Raw genomic sequence first — 14,575 nt, 5'->3', positions numbered from 1 at the left:
GTCGCTGGCGGTCGCTCTGCGAGATACTCTCGCGCCTCACCCGTGGTTCGGCGCGTCCAAAGAATATTAACCACCTTATTTGGTATTAAAACGTCCTTAGTCATTCAGGAGTAGCCTCTTGTAGGGGTTCGCGCTTGGTTTATTCATGACCGAGTACCCACTTTCCGAGTCCCGACGGCGACCGCGGTCGGGTGACGACGACGCGCGTCTCGCGGACCCCGAGGAGTACCGCGCGAACTGCGGCGTCGGCGTCGTGATGGACCTCGCGGGCGAAGGCGGCAACGACGTACTCGCCGACGGTCTCGACCTCTTGGAGAACCTCGAACACCGGGGCACGACCGGCGCGGAGGAGAACACGGGCGACGGCGCGGGCGTCCTCCTCCGGAAACCCCACGACTTCTTCGCCGACGAACTCGACGCCGAACTGCCCGACCCCGACGCGTACGCGGTCGGGTCGCTGTTCTTCCCGAAGGACGACACCGCCCGCGAACGCCTCCAGTCGCTCTCCGAGTCGGTCCTCGCGGACGAGGGATTGGACCTGTTCGCGTGGCGTCGCGTCCCGACCGGCGACGCCGACCTCGGGCGGACCGCGCTGGAGTCGGAACCCGACGTCTGGCAGTGCTTCGTCCGGCCCGCGGACGAGGCGGAGGCCGAAGCGGAGGGCGACCGCGAGGGAGACCGGCGCGGGGAGACCGGCGACCCCGACGCCGACGGCTTCGACCCCGAGGCGTTCGACCGCGACCTCTACGTCGCGCGGCGCGTCCTCGAACGCTCGGTCGAGGGCGTGGACCTCGCGGGGTCCGACCGGTTCTACGTCTGCTCGCTCGACCGCCGGACGCTCGTCTACAAGGGCCTGCTGAAGGGCGAGCAACTGCCCGCGTACTTCCCGGACCTGCGCGACGACCGCTTCGAGACGACCTTCGCGATGGTCCACGCGCGGTTCTCGACCAACACGCTCGGCGCGTGGCACCTCGCCCACCCCTACCGCAACGTGATTCACAACGGCGAGTTCAACACCATCCGGGGGAACGTCAACTGGATGCGAGCGCGGGAGAACGACCTCGAATCCGACGCGTTCGACCCCGAGAAGGTGACGCCCGTCGTCGCCGACCCCGAGGGGAGCGACACCGCCGCGGTGGACAACTCGCTGGAACTGCTCCTGCAGGGCGGGCGCGACCTGCCCCACGCGCTCCGGCTGATGGTTCCCGAGGCGTGGCGCAAGGACGAACGGATGGCCGACGAGCGCAGGGAGTTCTACGACTTCCACGCCTCGCTGCTCGAACCGTGGGACGGTCCCGCGCTGGTCGCCGCGACCGACGGCGAACGCGTCGGCGCGGTCTTGGACCGCAACGGCCTGCGGCCCTGCCGGTACGACGTGACGACCGACGACCGCCTCGTGATGGCCAGCGAGGCGGGCGCGCTCGACACCCCGGAGAGCGAGATTCGGGAGCGCGGTCGGCTCGAACCCGGCCAGCTCTTTCTGGCGGACCCCGACGAGGGCGGCGTCATCCCCGACGAGGAAGTCTTCGCGGACCTGACCGACGAGCGGTACGGCGAGTGGGTCGCCGAGGAGCAGGTGCAACTCGACGCCGTGGCCGACGCCGACGCTGATGCGGACCCGCGCGCTTCGGCGACGCCCGACGCCCGCCTCGACGCCAGCCTCCGCGAGCGCCAGACCGCGTTCGGCTACACCCGCGACGAGTTGGACGAACTCCTCGAACCGATGGCCGAGTCCGGCAAGGACCCCGTGGGGTCGATGGGCGACGACACGCCGCTGTCGGTCCTCTCGTCGTTCGACCGGCCGCTGTTCTCGTACTTCAAGCAACTGTTCGCGCAGGTGTCGAACCCGCCCATCGACTACCTCCGGGAGGACTGCGTGACCAGCCTCGAAAGTCGGCTGGGCAACCAGCGCAACCTGCTGGACGAATCGCCGGCCCACGCCCGCCAACTCGTGCTGGACTCGCCGGTCCTGACCGACGCCGAGATGACCGACGTGCGCGAGCAGGGCGAGATTCCGACCGCGACGGTGGACGTGACGTACGCCCCGGAAACGGACCTCGAAACCGCACTCCGGCGCGTCCGGCAGGAGGCCGGCGAAGCGGTCGAGGACGGTGCCGAGATTCTGGTCCTCTCGGACCGCGACGTGGGTCCCGACAGGCTGGCGATTCCGAGCCTTTTGGCGACCGGTGCGGTCCACCACCACCTCGTCCGGCGCGGCCTCCGGAACCGGACCGGTCTCGTCGTGGAGTCGGGCGACCCCCGGACGGTCCACCACCTCGCGTGTCTGGTGGGCTACGGGGCGGGCGCGGTCAACCCGACGCTGGCCTTCGAGTCCATCGCCGATATCGTGGCCGGACCCGACGGCGTCGACGAGGCGGAGGCCGTCGAGGCGTACGTCGCGGCGTTGGAAGACGGGCTCCAGAAGACGATGTCGAAGATGGGCATCTCGACCGTCGAGAGCTACCGCGGTGCCCAGATCTTCGAGGCGGTGGGGCTGGACTCGGAGTTCGTCGAGGAGTACTTCGAGGGAACCCCGGCCCGCACCGAGGGCATCGGCGTCGAGGGCGTCGAGGAGGCGGTTCGCCGGCGTCACCGCGAGGCGTTCGATAGAGACGCCGGAAGCGAGAGTGAAGAGGGCGGCGAGAGCGAAGACGCGCCCGAACCCGAACGCCAAGGCGAGTTCGAGCATCGCTCGAACGGTCGCCGCCACGAGTGGAACCCCGAGACGGTCGGGACGCTCCAGCGCGCGGTCCGGGAGGGCGACCCCGAGACCTACGCCGAGTTCGCCGCGGCCGCCGACGACCACAACGACGGTCCCCGAACCTTGCGCGGACTGTTGGACTTCGACTCGTCGGGCCGCGAGTCGATTCCGGTCGAGGAGGTCGAATCGGTCGAGTCCATCGTGAAGCGGTTCTCCACCGCGGCGATGAGCCTCGGGTCGCTGTCGCCCGAGGCCCACGAGAACAACGCCGTCGCCATGAATCGCTTGGGCGCGAAGTCGAACACCGGCGAGGGCGGCGAACCGCCCGAGCGGTTCGGCACCGAACGGGAGTGCAACGTCAAGCAGGTCGCTTCCGGACGGTTCGGCGTCACGAGCGCCTACCTCGCCAACGCCGACGAGATTCAGATCAAGATGGCTCAAGGCTCCAAGCCCGGCGAGGGCGGCCACCTACCGGGGAGCAAGGTCAACGAGATGATAGCCCACGTCCGCTACGCGACGCCGGGCGTCGGTCTCATCTCGCCGCCGCCACAGCACGACATCTACTCCATCGAGGACCTCAAGCAACTGGTCTACGACCTCAAGTCGGCGAACCCCGACGCCGACGTGAACGTGAAACTGGTCTCGGAGGACGGCATCGGGACCATCGCGGCGGGCGTGGCGAAGGCCAACGCCGACGTGGTTCACATTTCGGGTCACTCGGGCGGCACCGGCGCGAGTCCCCGGACCTCCATCAAGCACGCCGGCCTGCCGTGGGAGTTGGGTCTCGCCGAAGCGAACCAGATGCTCCGGGAGACCGGCCTGCGCTCGCGGATTCGCGTGAGCGTGGACGGCGGCCTGAAGACCGGCCGGGACGTTGCCGTCGCCGCGTTGCTCGGCGCGGAGGAGTACGTCTTCGGGACCGCGAGCCTCGTCACCTCGGGCTGCGTGATGGCCCGCCAGTGCCACGAGAACACCTGCCCGGTCGGCGTCGCCACCCAGCGCGAGGACCTGCGCGAGCGGTTCCCCGGCGAACCCGACCACGTGGTCAACTACATGACGTTCGTCGCGCAGGAGTTGCGCGAAATCATGGCCGAGTTGGGCTTCGAGACCATCGAGGGGATGGTCGGGCGCGTCGAGTGTCTCCACCAGCGCGAGACCGACCACCCGAAAGCCCGCGAACTCGACCTCTCGGGAATCGTCGCCGACCCCGTCGACTACGACCCCGACGAGCCACGGCGGACCAAGACCCGCGAGCAGACCCACGAAATCGAGGACCACCTCGACCGGGACCTGCTGGCGCTGGCCCAGGAGGCGGTCGAAGACGCCGACCCCGCGCACGTCGAGACCGACGTCGGCAACGAGGACCGCGCGGTCGGCGCGATGCTCTCGGGCCGCATCTCCGAGATTCATGGCGAGGGTGGTCTGCCGACCGGCACGCTCTCGGTGGACTTCCGGGGCACCGCGGGCCAGAGCTTCGGAGCGTTCCTCCAGTCGGGCGTGGACCTCCACCTCACGGGCGCGGCCAACGACTACCTCGGCAAGGGGCTGTCGGGCGGCCGCATCGCCGTCTCGACGCCCGACTCGGCGGCCTACGACCCGACCGAGAACGTCGTCGTCGGCAACGTCGCGCTCTACGGCGCGACCGGCGGCGAGGCCTACGTCAACGGCGTCGCCGGCGAGCGCTTCGGCGTCCGCAACTCCGGCGTCAAGGCGGTCGTGGAGGGCGTCGGCGACCACGGCTGCGAGTACATGACCGGCGGCGTCGTCGCGGTGCTGGGCGAGACCGGCCGAAACTTCGCCGCCGGGATGTCCGGCGGCGTGGCGTACGTGCTGGACGGCGTTGCTCCGGAGGAGCAACGTGACGGAGACGGTGAAACCGTCGGAGCGAGCGGCGACTTCGCGGAGAAGGTGAACCCCGGCATGGTCAACCTCGAATCCTCGCTCTCGGAGCGCGACGAGAATGTTCTGCGCCGCCTCGTGGAGAACCACGCGGCCTACACCGACAGCGAGCGCGCCGCGGAGCTACTGGCCGACTGGGATGCGGCGCTCTCCTCGTTCGTGAAGGTGATGCCCGAAGCCTACGAGCGCGCCGTGACCGAGGAGGGCCGCAAGGATGTACGCAACTCGCTGCCCTCGCAGGCGTGGAGTCGGGAGGAGAGCGGTCGGGTCGTCCAGAGCGGCGCGGACTGACCGCGTTCTGCGCTTTTCAGCGCAGTAACTGGCTCTCGAAGGTCGCGACTTTCTCCCCGGAGCGGCGACCGCGGGCCGCGAATGAACTCGCGGCCCGCGGTCGAGGCGGCGCAGAGAACGGTAGATATTTCTCTACCAGTCATTTTCATTTCGTAGAGAAATGCGGAGTCACGGTTCGGCTGCATGAAGGAGAGTCGCCCGCGACGGGCCTACAGATACGACGCGTCCCAGCGCACCGGCTTCTTCGTGTTCCCGCAGTCGTTGCACTCCAACCGCTCCATCGAGTCCATCGCGGTGTCGAAGCTCTCGCAGTTCGAGCAGAAGTAACCGAACAGCTCCTCACCGTCCTCGTCGCTGTAGGCCGCGTAGAACGGGGCCTTCGACCCCCGGTTGCTCTCGGCCCAGTTCACGTAGAGTGTCTGGCCGTCGTACTCTCGGGTCTCGTACTTGGCTCGGCCCTCGTGGACGTAGAGGTTCTCGACGTAGGTGTCGCCGCCGATTTCCCGTTCGCGCTCGCTGGCCTTCTCGAAGCCGTTGGCCTCGTAGAAGGTGCATCCGGCCTCGTTCTCGGCGAGTACCTCCGCGGCGATGCGCTCGACGCCGCGGTCGGAGAAGGTCGCCAGCGTCTGGTTCAGCAGGGTCGTCCCGACGTTCTCGTCGCGGTTGTCCGGATCGACGTGCAACCAGAGGACGGTTCCCGTGCTGCCCGACTCCGACAGGAGGTTCTGGGAGAACCCGACCACCTCGTCGCCCGCGACGGCGACGAGATAGAGCATCCCCTCCTCCTCCAACTCGGCGTCCATCGCCTCGTCGGCGTACCAGTTCTCGACCGCGGTCTCGATGACCTCCTCGTCGAGGACGTCGGCGTAGGACGCCCGCATCGACTCCAGCGCGACGCTTCGAATCCCCTCGGCGTCGCTCGATTCGGCTTCGCGGATTTCGATACCGTCGGAGTCGGCCTCTCTCTGTCCCATGCCCCATGTATTCGACGTTCTCACTGATAAACGTTCTACCCGATTCGACCAAATCGGACGAAAAGGGGACGAATGACACGACTAACTCCGAATTTCGACACGCGCGTCCGGTAACTGGCGCGTAAACGGGAGAACGCCAGATTTCCGACTCCAGTAGGTCTTTGGGACCGGCCGTCCAAGCGCGGGCATGGACACCGCACTCGTTATCGGCGGCACGCGGTTCATCGGCCGCCACCTCGTCTCTGAACTGCGCGACCACGACTACGACGTGACCATCTTCAACCGGGGGAACCACGACAACCCCTTCGAAGAGACCGAGGGCGTCGCTCACTACGAGGGCGACCGGAGCAACGAGACCGCGCTCGAACAGGCGAAGCGGGAGGTCGAACCCGACGCCGTCTTCGACTGCGTGGCGTACCAACCGCGGGAGGTCCGGGCCGCGACCGAGATTTTCTCGGACGCCGACGCCTACGTCTACATCTCGTCGGGCGACGCCTACGGCAACGAGGAGATTCCCAAGCGCGAGGGCGAGACCGAACTCCGGCCCTGCACGATGGAGCAGGCGACCGACGACTCGGGCGAGACCTACGGCAACCGGAAGGCCGAGGGCGACCGCGCGATTCGCGCCGCCGCCGACCGCGGCGTGAACGCCTACAGCGTCCGGCCCTGTATCGTCTACGGCCCGCACGACTACACCGAGCGACTGGACTACTGGATAGACCGCGTGGCGAACTACGACCGCGTGGTCGTGCCCGGCGACGGCGACAACGTCTGGCACCGCGCGTACGTCGAGGACGTGGCGAGCGCGCTCCGGGTCGTCGCCGAGGAGGGGACGCCCGGCGAGTCGTACAACGTCGGGGACCGGCGCGTCGTGACGATAGACGAGATGCTGAAGCTAATCGCCGACGCGCTCGATAGCGCGGAACCCCGTTCCGCGGACACGTCGAGCGGGCAAGGCCCGCGAGACACCGACCTCGAAATCGTCCACGCGGGCGAGCGCGAACTCGCGGCCGCCGACCTCGCGTCCGACGACTTCGTCCTCTACCGGGACTACCCGCACGTGCTGGACACCGACAAACTGGCGGACTTGGGGTGGGACTCGACGCCGCTCTCGGAGGCGATGGCGACGACCGTCGAGGAACACCTCGACAGCGACCGCGACGGGAGCGAGTACGACCCCGGCCGCGAGGCCGAGGAGCGCGTGCTGGGCGTGCTGGACACGCTGTAGGCCGACCGACTCGTCCGGTGGCGCGCCGACGCTCCGTCGTTTCTTCTGCCGTCGGTGATAGTTTCGAGCCACGCAGCCCGCGTCGCAGCGTCCGAAACCCCCACTCGCGTCGTTAACCCCCACTTTCGACCGTTCGCAGGACCACGCTACCCGTTTCAGGCGGCTGATAACAAACACCCTTCCCGACCATTGTCAAGCCATGTCACTGCATCGCTGTCGCCGACCGCCTCTCGCCCGCTCCGAACAATGATACGCGGGGCGATTCGGACGACCGTCAGAGCCGTCGGAGTGGTCTGCCTGACGGTCGTCGAGGTCACGGCGCTGTCGGTCTGGCTCGGACTGGTGAACGACGCCGACCCGGTGTCGCTCTCGACGCTGGTGGGGGTCGTCGGTCTCGCGGCCGGCATGCTGGTGGAGGCGTTGCTCGCCCACGTCACGGTCAACGGGTGGGGCCGGGCGATTCCCGCCCGGACGGTGGCGGGCCTCGCGCTCGCGGAGACCGCGCTCTGGGCGGGGTGGTTCGGGTGGGTCGCGGTCGCCGACGGACTGGTCGGCGTCGTGACCGCCGGACTCGCCTTCGCCGCCGCGCTCGTGGCCCGCCACACGGTCGCGGACAACGTGATTCGAGGCCGGAACGCGCTCGCCTCGCTGGTCCAGCGCGCGACTATCGGGCTGGCGGTCTTGCAGGCCGCGGGCGCGACGGCCTGGCTGTTGGTCGTCACCGGGCAGGTCGCGGTCCCCGAGTGGTTCGTCTCGGTCCCCATGGCCGGGTTCTCGGCGACCGCGGTCGTCGGCGCGACCCTCCTCGCGGCCGCGACGTTCGCCCGCCACCTGCTCGCGGTCCGCCACGCGCTCAGGCGACCGCCCCAATCCTCGACCCCGACGTGGCGCTCCTCGCGGACGACACCGCGGAAGTAGTCGGTGACAGTTGGATTTTCACCTGTGGATGGACGCGCTCGATTGACCAGACCACAGGATGCGCCGCGTCTGCGCTCGCGCGGTTCCGCGCGAGCGCAGACGTACGCGGGGAGGTTCGGGGCGCGGTCGCTGTGCGGTCTGCGGTGCTGTGCTGTCGCGGTGACTCCTCGGAGTCGGCGATAGAGTGCTGTCCGGTCGCGGTGCCGTGCTGCCTGCTGTCTCAGTCCGATTCTTCCCACCGACTCGAAACCCCCGCAACCGGACAGAGAGGTAAACTGTTTTCCCCGCCCGCGAGAGAGTAGCGGGTATGTTCGACAAATCGACGTGGATTCGCCTGCCGCGCAACGTGGTAGTCGGCCACGGCGTCCTCGACCGGACCGTCGAGGCGGTCTCGGAACTCCACCTCCACGGGCGGCCGCTGGTCGTCACCAGCCCCACGCCCCGGCAGGTGGCCGCAGAGCAGGTGGCCGCCGACTTCGAGGAGGCGGGCGAGGACCCCGCGGTGGTCGAAATCGGGGAGGCCAGCTTCGAGTCGGTCCAGCGGGTCATCGGCGCGGCCGAGGAGATAGACGCCGGCTACCTCGTCGGCGTCGGCGGGGGGAAGGCCATCGACATCGCCAAGATGGCCAGCCACGACCTCGGGCGCGGGTTCGTCTCGGTTCCGACCGCCGCGAGCCACGACGGCATCGTCTCGGGCCGGGGGTCGGTCCCGGAGGGCGACACGCGTCACAGCGTCGCCGCGGAGCCGCCGCTCGCCGTCATCGCCGACACCGAGATTCTGGCCGACGCGCCGTGGGAACTGACGACCGCCGGCTGTGCGGACATCATCAGCAACTACACCGCGACCAAGGACTGGCGGCTGGCCAACCGGCTCCAGAACGTCGAGTACCACCACTACGCCGCCGCGCTCGCGGAGATGACCGCCGAGATGCTGGTCGAGGAGGCCGACTCGATAAAGCAGGGCCTCGAAGAGTCGGCGTGGGCCGTCGTCAAGGCGCTGGTCTCCTCGGGCGTGGCGATGTCCATCGCGGACTCCTCGCGCCCCGCCTCGGGCGCTGAACACCTCTTCTCCCACCAGTTGGACCGGATGGTCCCCGACGCCGCGCTCCACGGCCATCAGGTGGGTATCGGCACCATCGTCGCCGAGTACCTCCACGGCGGCAACTGGCGGGGCGTACGCGACGCGCTGGCGACCATCGGCGCGCCCACCACGGCCGCGGAGTTGGGCATCGAGGAAGAGACGGTCGTCACGGCGCTGACCTCGGCCCACGAGATTCGGGACCGCTACACGATTCTGGGCAACGGGATGAGCGAGGCGGCCGCCTACGAGGCCGTCGAGACGACCGGCGTCATCTGAAAAAGAGTCTCGCCCGTACCGCTCGCCGTCGCGCTCCGCCGTTCAGTCGTCCTGACCGATTCGGAGGAAGGCGATCGCGCCGCCGAGCAGGGCGACGTTCTTCAGGAAGTGTATCAGTTCCTGCTCTCTCTGCTGGTCGTCGTCGATGGCCCAGAAGTCGTGCATGGCGGGCGTGACGGACACGAGGAAGGCCGCCACCGCTCCGGCCGCGAGACGCGGGAACTTCCACGCTGCGATGCCGATGCCGCCGAACAGCAGGCTTCCGCTGATGAACGGAACGGTCCGCTCGGGTTCGGGCGCGCCCTTGCTCTCGGCGTAGCCGACCATCTCGTCCAGGTTCCGGAGGTTGTCTATCGCCGTGAACGCCAGCACGCCGCCGAACAGGACGCGGGCGAGTTTGAACGACGTGGAGTGGGTCTTGGGCGGGGATTCGCCCGTCGCCGCTCGCTTGGCTTCCTGTGCGGTTTCCGCGACGCTGTCTGTCGAATCGCTTCCGAGTAGTGACACAGAGATAGGTAGCCAATCGAGCGACTTACGTCTGTTCGCCGCGCGCGGACTCGCCGGTATCGCTTCGGTCGGCGGCGGCGGCCGACCCGTCACTCCCCGGCCGGAATCGGAAACTCGGCCAACTCCTCGTACAGCAGGTCGTCGGGGCGCTCGCGCCACCAGCGAACCTCCGCGATTTCGCCCTCCCGCGGTCGAGTCTCCCCCGAGACTGGCTCGCCGTCGAAGATGGCGATGAGTCGGTAGACGGGCGGCCGGTTTCCTTCCTCGCCGTCGCCCGCATCGCCGCCGTCGTCCCGAATCTCGACGCGGTGGACCTGCCGGAGTCCGGTCAGTTCGACCTCGACGCCCGACTCCTCGCGGGTCTCGCGGCGGGCGGCGGCTTCGAGGCTCTCGCCCGGTTCCTGTTTTCCGCCGGGGTCGCTCCACGCCGTCCCGCCCTCGTGGCGCACGAGCAGGACGCCGCCCTCTTCGTCGGTTGTCCAGACGCCCGCACCGCCGATGGTTCCGGCCTCGAAGCGGTCGCGGACCGACTCGTACGCCTCGGGCGGATGGTGCCACGTCTTCTCGACGACCTCGAACGCGGCGTAGTCGCGTTCGAGGCGGGCGACGGCCTCGGCGACCCGGCGGCGCGAGCGCTCTGCGACGGTCATGCCACGCAGTCGAACCGGAGGGAAGAAGACGATTTCGCTATCCGAGGTCGGTCCGCTCGAAGCGCAGGTAGCCCACCAGCAGGGGGAGCAGAACCCACGCGGCCAGAATTACGAGCGAGAACTCTGGCGTCAGGTAGAACGGCGTCGAGGGGTCCGCGGGCGGGATGTCCCGGTAGCCCTCGGGGAACGCCAGTCGGAGCGACTGGAGGTACGCCGCCGCGGGACTCAGCGACTGGACGAACTGCTCGGCGTTCTGCGAGAGCGCGACCCCGAGCGTGTCCTCGAAGACGAACCGGAGCGCGCCGACGACCGAGAACGCCGACCCCTGAATCCAGAGGACGTTGAACACGAAGAAGTAGCCGACCGACGCGGCCATCGCCCGCGAGCGGGAGGCGGTCAGCGCCGAGATGCCGATGGCGACGGCGACGTACGCCAGCGCGAAGTAGACGACGAGACCGACGACGCTGGCGAAGGTGGCGAGTTTCACGGCGGGGTAGAGCGCCGCGGTCAGGACCGCCCCGACCGCGAACGCGACGACGATGGCCCCGCAGACCAGCGCGGCCCGCGAGAGGAACTTGCCGAACACCACGTCCCGGCGGCGGTTCGGAATCGACAGCAGGAACTTGATGCTCCCGGACTCGCGCTCGCCAGCGACCGCGAGGTAGGCCGCCACGAGCGCGACCAGCGGGATGAACAGGATGGCCAGCCCCGACATGTTCCAGAGCTGTCGCAGCACCGAGGGTTCCTGTCCCGTACTGCCGGTGTAGAAGAACAGCGCGGCGAACAGAGTGTAGATGCCGCCGACGAACCAGAGCAGTTTCGCGCGGCGAACGTCCTTGAAGTCCTTGCCGACGACGGCGCGGAGGCTCACGCCGTCACCCCCGAGGCGTCTTCGACTTCGGGTTCGCCGTCGGTTCCGCTCGCTTCGCTCTCCGTCCGACCGGTCCCGTCGCCGGGGTCGGCGGCAGTGTAGCGGTTGAACAGGTCTTCGAGCGAGGCTTCCTCGGAGTGCACGTCTCGGACCGTCGCCACCTCGTCGATGCGCTTGAGGACCTCCATCTTCGCGCCGGGGTCCGAGCAGACCGCGGTGACGTCGTTCCCGTCGGCGCTGGCGCGCTCGACGCCGGCGAGGTCCGCGAGCGTCGCCGGGTCGAAGCCCTCGGGGAGCGCGTCCACGGTGGCGGTAATCTCGCTACTCCCGCCGGTCGCTTCCCGGAGGCCCGCGATGGTGTCCTCGGCGACGAGCCGACCGTCGCTCATGATGCCCACGCGGTCGCAGACCGCCTCGACCTGCGGCAGGATGTGGCTGGAGAAGAAGACGGTCGTGCCTCGCTCGGCCTCCTCGCGGAGGAGGTCGCGCATCTCCTGAATCCCGTTCGGGTCGAGGCCCGACGAGGGTTCGTCCAGAATCAGGAGGTCGGGGTCGCCGACCAGTGCCATTCCGAGCGCGAGGCGCTGGCTCATCCCCTTCGAGTAGCCGCCGGTGCGTCGCTGGCGGTCGTCGCGCCCGAGACCCACGCGGTCGAGAATCGCGTCGGGGTCGGCGTCCGCGCCCTTGGTCCGGGCGACCCACTCGACGTGTTCGCGCCCGGTGAGGCGGTCGTAGAGCGTCGCGCCCTCGGGCAGGACGCCGACCCGCCTGCGGATGGCTTGGGTCTCGCGCTGGGCGTCGTAGCCCAGTACCTCGGCGGACCCCTCGGTCGGCCGGATGAAGTCCAGCAACACGTTGATGGTCGTGGACTTGCCCGCGCCGTTCGGCCCGAGGAAGCCGAATATCTCGCCCGATTCGACGGTGAGGTCGAGCGAATCGACCGCGACCACGTCCTCGCCGAAGCGCTTGGTCAGTCCGCGGGTCTCAATCGCGGTCATGGCGCTCCCGTCGGCGTCGCGTCGGTTCCGGACTCTCGGGCGGTGGTCGCACCCCGGAGTCGGTTCGCCACGGCGTCGGCGACTCGCGGCGCATCTCTCGTCGGTCTCACGAGTAGAGCGAGGGCCACGACGAACTTAAAGGCCCCCGCACGGTTGCAGGGTCGGAAACTGCGCTCGGCGTCGCTGGCGGCGTCGCACTCGCGTTCGATGGCGACCGACCGCTCGGCCGACGTATCGAATCACCGATACGTATTTGGCGGCGGCGTGCGCGCGAGTGAACGATGACCTCCCGGCAGTGGGCCACCCTCGACGGGACGCCCTTCGAGGGACGGGCCGACCGGTTCTACTGGCTCTGGATAATCGCCACGACCACCTACGGCGTCGGCGACGTGGTGACGACGGTGACGCTCCTCTACTTCGACTCCTCGGTCGGCGAGGCCAACGTCCTCCTCCGGGCCGCGGTCGCGGAGTTCGGACTCGCGGGACTGGTCGGCCTGAAACTCGGCGTGTTCGGGGTCTGTCTCGGCCTGCAACTGGCGGCCATCGGCGACACCGACGACCCGGTGGTCGTCTACGGCCCGCCCGCGATTCTGGCGGCGTTCGGCGGGTTCACGACCGCGTTCAACCTCAGACTCCTGCTCGGATAGCGCGGTCGAGACCGGGAGAGCCAATTTGCTTCGACGCGAGCGCAGACGGGAAACCGCGAGACGAGGGCGTCGCGCCGCCGTTCGGCGGCGCGACGCCCGGCAGCGATGTCCCGTCCGACAACGACGCAACGCCCGACAGCGACGCGACCGTCGCGTTCGCCTCGGCCCGCACGCCGACTTCGGGGTCGCTCCGGCCGGTCGAACGCCGGTCTCGGCGGTCGTTGTCGTCGTCGCGGTCCGCGTCGGCGGAGTCGGCGGTCGTTTCGCGGGTCGTCGCGGCCGTTCCGTCGCCGGTCGTCGTCCCGACGGGAGAGCCATCGCCGCCGTCGCTCGACCCGGCCTGCCTCGTCGCGGTCGCTGTGCGCGTGGTCTGTTCCGCTTCGGTCGCGGTCGCTCGCGGCGTCTCCTCGGTCGGTGCCCCGACCGAGGTCCGCCGGGTCGCTCCCGCCGAGCAGTCCCGGTAAGACGCCGAATCCGGCCCCGAGGACGCCCGCCGAGACGACCAGCAGGACGACGACGCCGCGCTTCGTGACGGACAGCGCGGCCAGCGGCCCTCGTTTCGCCGCCATCGTCACTTCCCGTCGGCCGCGTCTCGGCCCTTAGAACTATCTGTATTGCTTTTAGATATGTTTGTATTGTTCTCCACCGCCTCTGTATTATTCCGGTCCGAAGTCGTCGCGGTGGTTCGGGTCGTCGTGTCCGAGCCGGTCGTCCTTCCGGAGGCGGTCGTAGCGTTCTCGGAGGTCGTCGCGGTCGTTGTCGTCGTCTCCGTCGGATTCTCGGTCGTCGTCTCCGTCGCGGTCGGCCGGGAAGTGGTCGTCGCGGTGTTCTCTGCGGTCGTTTTCGTCTCGGTCTCGGTCGTCGTGTCGGTCGGTTTGGACTCGGTGGTCGTCGCCGTCGTGGTCTCGTTCTCGGCGGCGGTCTCCGAGGTCGTCGTCCCGTTCTCGGAGGTCTCGTCGCCGGTCGCGGCGGTGTTGGCCCGGCCATCGACGCCGCCGCTCTCGGGGCGGTTCACGACCGTCACGTCGAATCGGGCGTCGGCGTACCCCGTCGTCAGCGTCGTCTCGCCGTCGGCACCGACCACCGTCACCGCGAGTCTGAGCGCGACCCGCCGGGTCGCGCGCTCGCCGTCGTCGGGGTCGAAGTCGCTCGTGTCGAACCCCTCGACGGCGAGCAGGTCCCGGCTCTGGAAGGCGTAGTCAGCTTCGCCGTGGAGACCCGCGGCCGGGAGGCGCTGGCCGGCGAGTTTCCGGAACCGGAGGTCGGCGGCGTACTTCGCGTACAGCGTCAGCGCGACCCCTCCGGCGGGGGTTTCGAGGCCCGACCAGGAGACGGTGCCCGCGGGCGCGACCGTGACGGCACCGAGCGCCCCGTCGTCGGTCCGGACCGTCAGGTCGTCGGCCGCGAAGGTGGCTCCGGCCCTCGCGCCGCTCCGAGACGAGAACGCCGACGCGCCCGCGCCGCCCGACGCGACGCCCGCGATGACGCCCAACAGCCGTCGTCGGTCGAGATTCATGGAGGACCCACCGGGGGA

12 protein-coding genes are annotated in these 14,575 nt (G+C 69.1%); 5 read left to right on the top strand and 7 right to left on the bottom strand.

What is annotated here, in order from left to right:
- Window positions 1-145 precede the first annotated feature (145 nt).
- Window positions 146-4,891, top strand: coding sequence for a glutamate synthase large subunit (gene gltB, locus M0R88_RS13050; protein ID WP_248653939.1), 4,746 nt, complete (start codon window positions 146-148; stop codon window positions 4,889-4,891).
- A gap of 209 nt (window positions 4,892-5,100) precedes the next feature.
- Here gltB and M0R88_RS13045 read toward each other — a convergent pair whose 3' ends face one another.
- Window positions 5,101-5,865 (bottom strand): GNAT family N-acetyltransferase, encoded by a 765-nt coding sequence (locus M0R88_RS13045; protein ID WP_248653938.1) that lies wholly within the window; start codon window positions 5,863-5,865, stop codon window positions 5,101-5,103.
- Between the two features lie 187 nt (window positions 5,866-6,052).
- On the opposite strand from M0R88_RS13045, the gene M0R88_RS13040 reads away from it, so the two are divergent.
- The 3 genes from M0R88_RS13040 (at window position 6,053) to M0R88_RS13030 (ending at window position 9,368) form a co-directional block, all read left to right on the top strand.
- Entirely contained in the window at window positions 6,053-7,093 is a 1,041-nt protein-coding gene (locus M0R88_RS13040) for an NAD-dependent epimerase/dehydratase family protein (protein WP_248653937.1), read from the top strand.
- Between the two features lie 246 nt (window positions 7,094-7,339).
- A complete protein-coding gene (locus M0R88_RS13035; RefSeq protein ID WP_248653936.1) occupies window positions 7,340-8,011 on the top strand; it encodes a hypothetical protein in 672 nt (223 codons plus the stop codon).
- Window positions 8,012-8,318: 307 nt separating this feature from the next.
- Entirely contained in the window at window positions 8,319-9,368 is a 1,050-nt protein-coding gene (locus M0R88_RS13030; RefSeq protein WP_248653935.1) for an NAD(P)-dependent glycerol-1-phosphate dehydrogenase, read from the top strand.
- 42 nt (window positions 9,369-9,410) lie between these two features.
- On the opposite strand, the gene M0R88_RS13025 is transcribed toward M0R88_RS13030, so the two are convergent.
- The 4 genes from M0R88_RS13025 to M0R88_RS13010 all read right to left on the bottom strand — a co-directional run bounded on the left by M0R88_RS13025 (window position 9,411) and on the right by M0R88_RS13010 (window position 12,394).
- On the bottom strand, window positions 9,411-9,875 hold the full coding sequence (locus M0R88_RS13025; protein WP_368409347.1) for a DoxX family protein: 465 nt from the start codon (window positions 9,873-9,875) through the stop codon (window positions 9,411-9,413).
- 89 nt (window positions 9,876-9,964) lie between these two features.
- On the bottom strand, window positions 9,965-10,525 hold the full coding sequence (locus M0R88_RS13020) for an NUDIX hydrolase (RefSeq protein WP_248653934.1): 561 nt from the start codon (window positions 10,523-10,525) through the stop codon (window positions 9,965-9,967).
- Between the two features lie 37 nt (window positions 10,526-10,562).
- Window positions 10,563-11,396: an ABC transporter permease subunit gene (locus M0R88_RS13015; RefSeq protein ID WP_248653933.1), complete on the bottom strand. Its 834-nt coding sequence runs from the start codon at window positions 11,394-11,396 to the stop codon at window positions 10,563-10,565.
- A complete protein-coding gene (locus tag M0R88_RS13010) occupies window positions 11,393-12,394 on the bottom strand; it encodes an ABC transporter ATP-binding protein (RefSeq protein ID WP_248653932.1) in 1,002 nt (333 codons plus the stop codon). The genes M0R88_RS13015 and M0R88_RS13010 overlap by 4 nt, the downstream gene beginning before the upstream one ends.
- A gap of 281 nt (window positions 12,395-12,675) precedes the next feature.
- Here M0R88_RS13010 and M0R88_RS13005 point away from each other — a divergent pair, with 281 nt between their 5' ends.
- Complete coding sequence (locus M0R88_RS13005; RefSeq protein ID WP_248653931.1) at window positions 12,676-13,041, top strand: DUF5658 family protein; 366 nt, start codon at window positions 12,676-12,678, stop codon at window positions 13,039-13,041.
- Here M0R88_RS13005 and M0R88_RS13000 read toward each other — a convergent pair.
- Both M0R88_RS13000 and M0R88_RS12995 read right to left on the bottom strand, forming a co-directional pair.
- Window positions 12,966-13,610, bottom strand: a complete 645-nt coding sequence (locus M0R88_RS13000) for a hypothetical protein (protein WP_248653930.1) — start codon at window positions 13,608-13,610, stop codon at window positions 12,966-12,968. The two genes, M0R88_RS13005 and M0R88_RS13000, sit on opposite strands and share 76 nt — an antisense overlap.
- Before the next feature lie 2 nt (window positions 13,611-13,612).
- The gene (locus tag M0R88_RS12995; RefSeq protein ID WP_248653929.1) at window positions 13,613-14,557 is read right to left on the bottom strand and encodes a hypothetical protein; all 945 of its coding nucleotides are present in this window, start codon (window positions 14,555-14,557) and stop codon (window positions 13,613-13,615) included.
- Between the last annotated feature and the right edge of the window lie 18 nt (window positions 14,558-14,575).

The sequence above is a fragment of the Halorussus gelatinilyticus genome (assembly GCF_023238445.1).
Classification (GTDB): Archaea; Halobacteriota; Halobacteria; order Halobacteriales; family Haladaptataceae; genus Halorussus; species Halorussus gelatinilyticus.
This window is presented reverse-complemented; position numbering and strand designations above follow the sequence as displayed.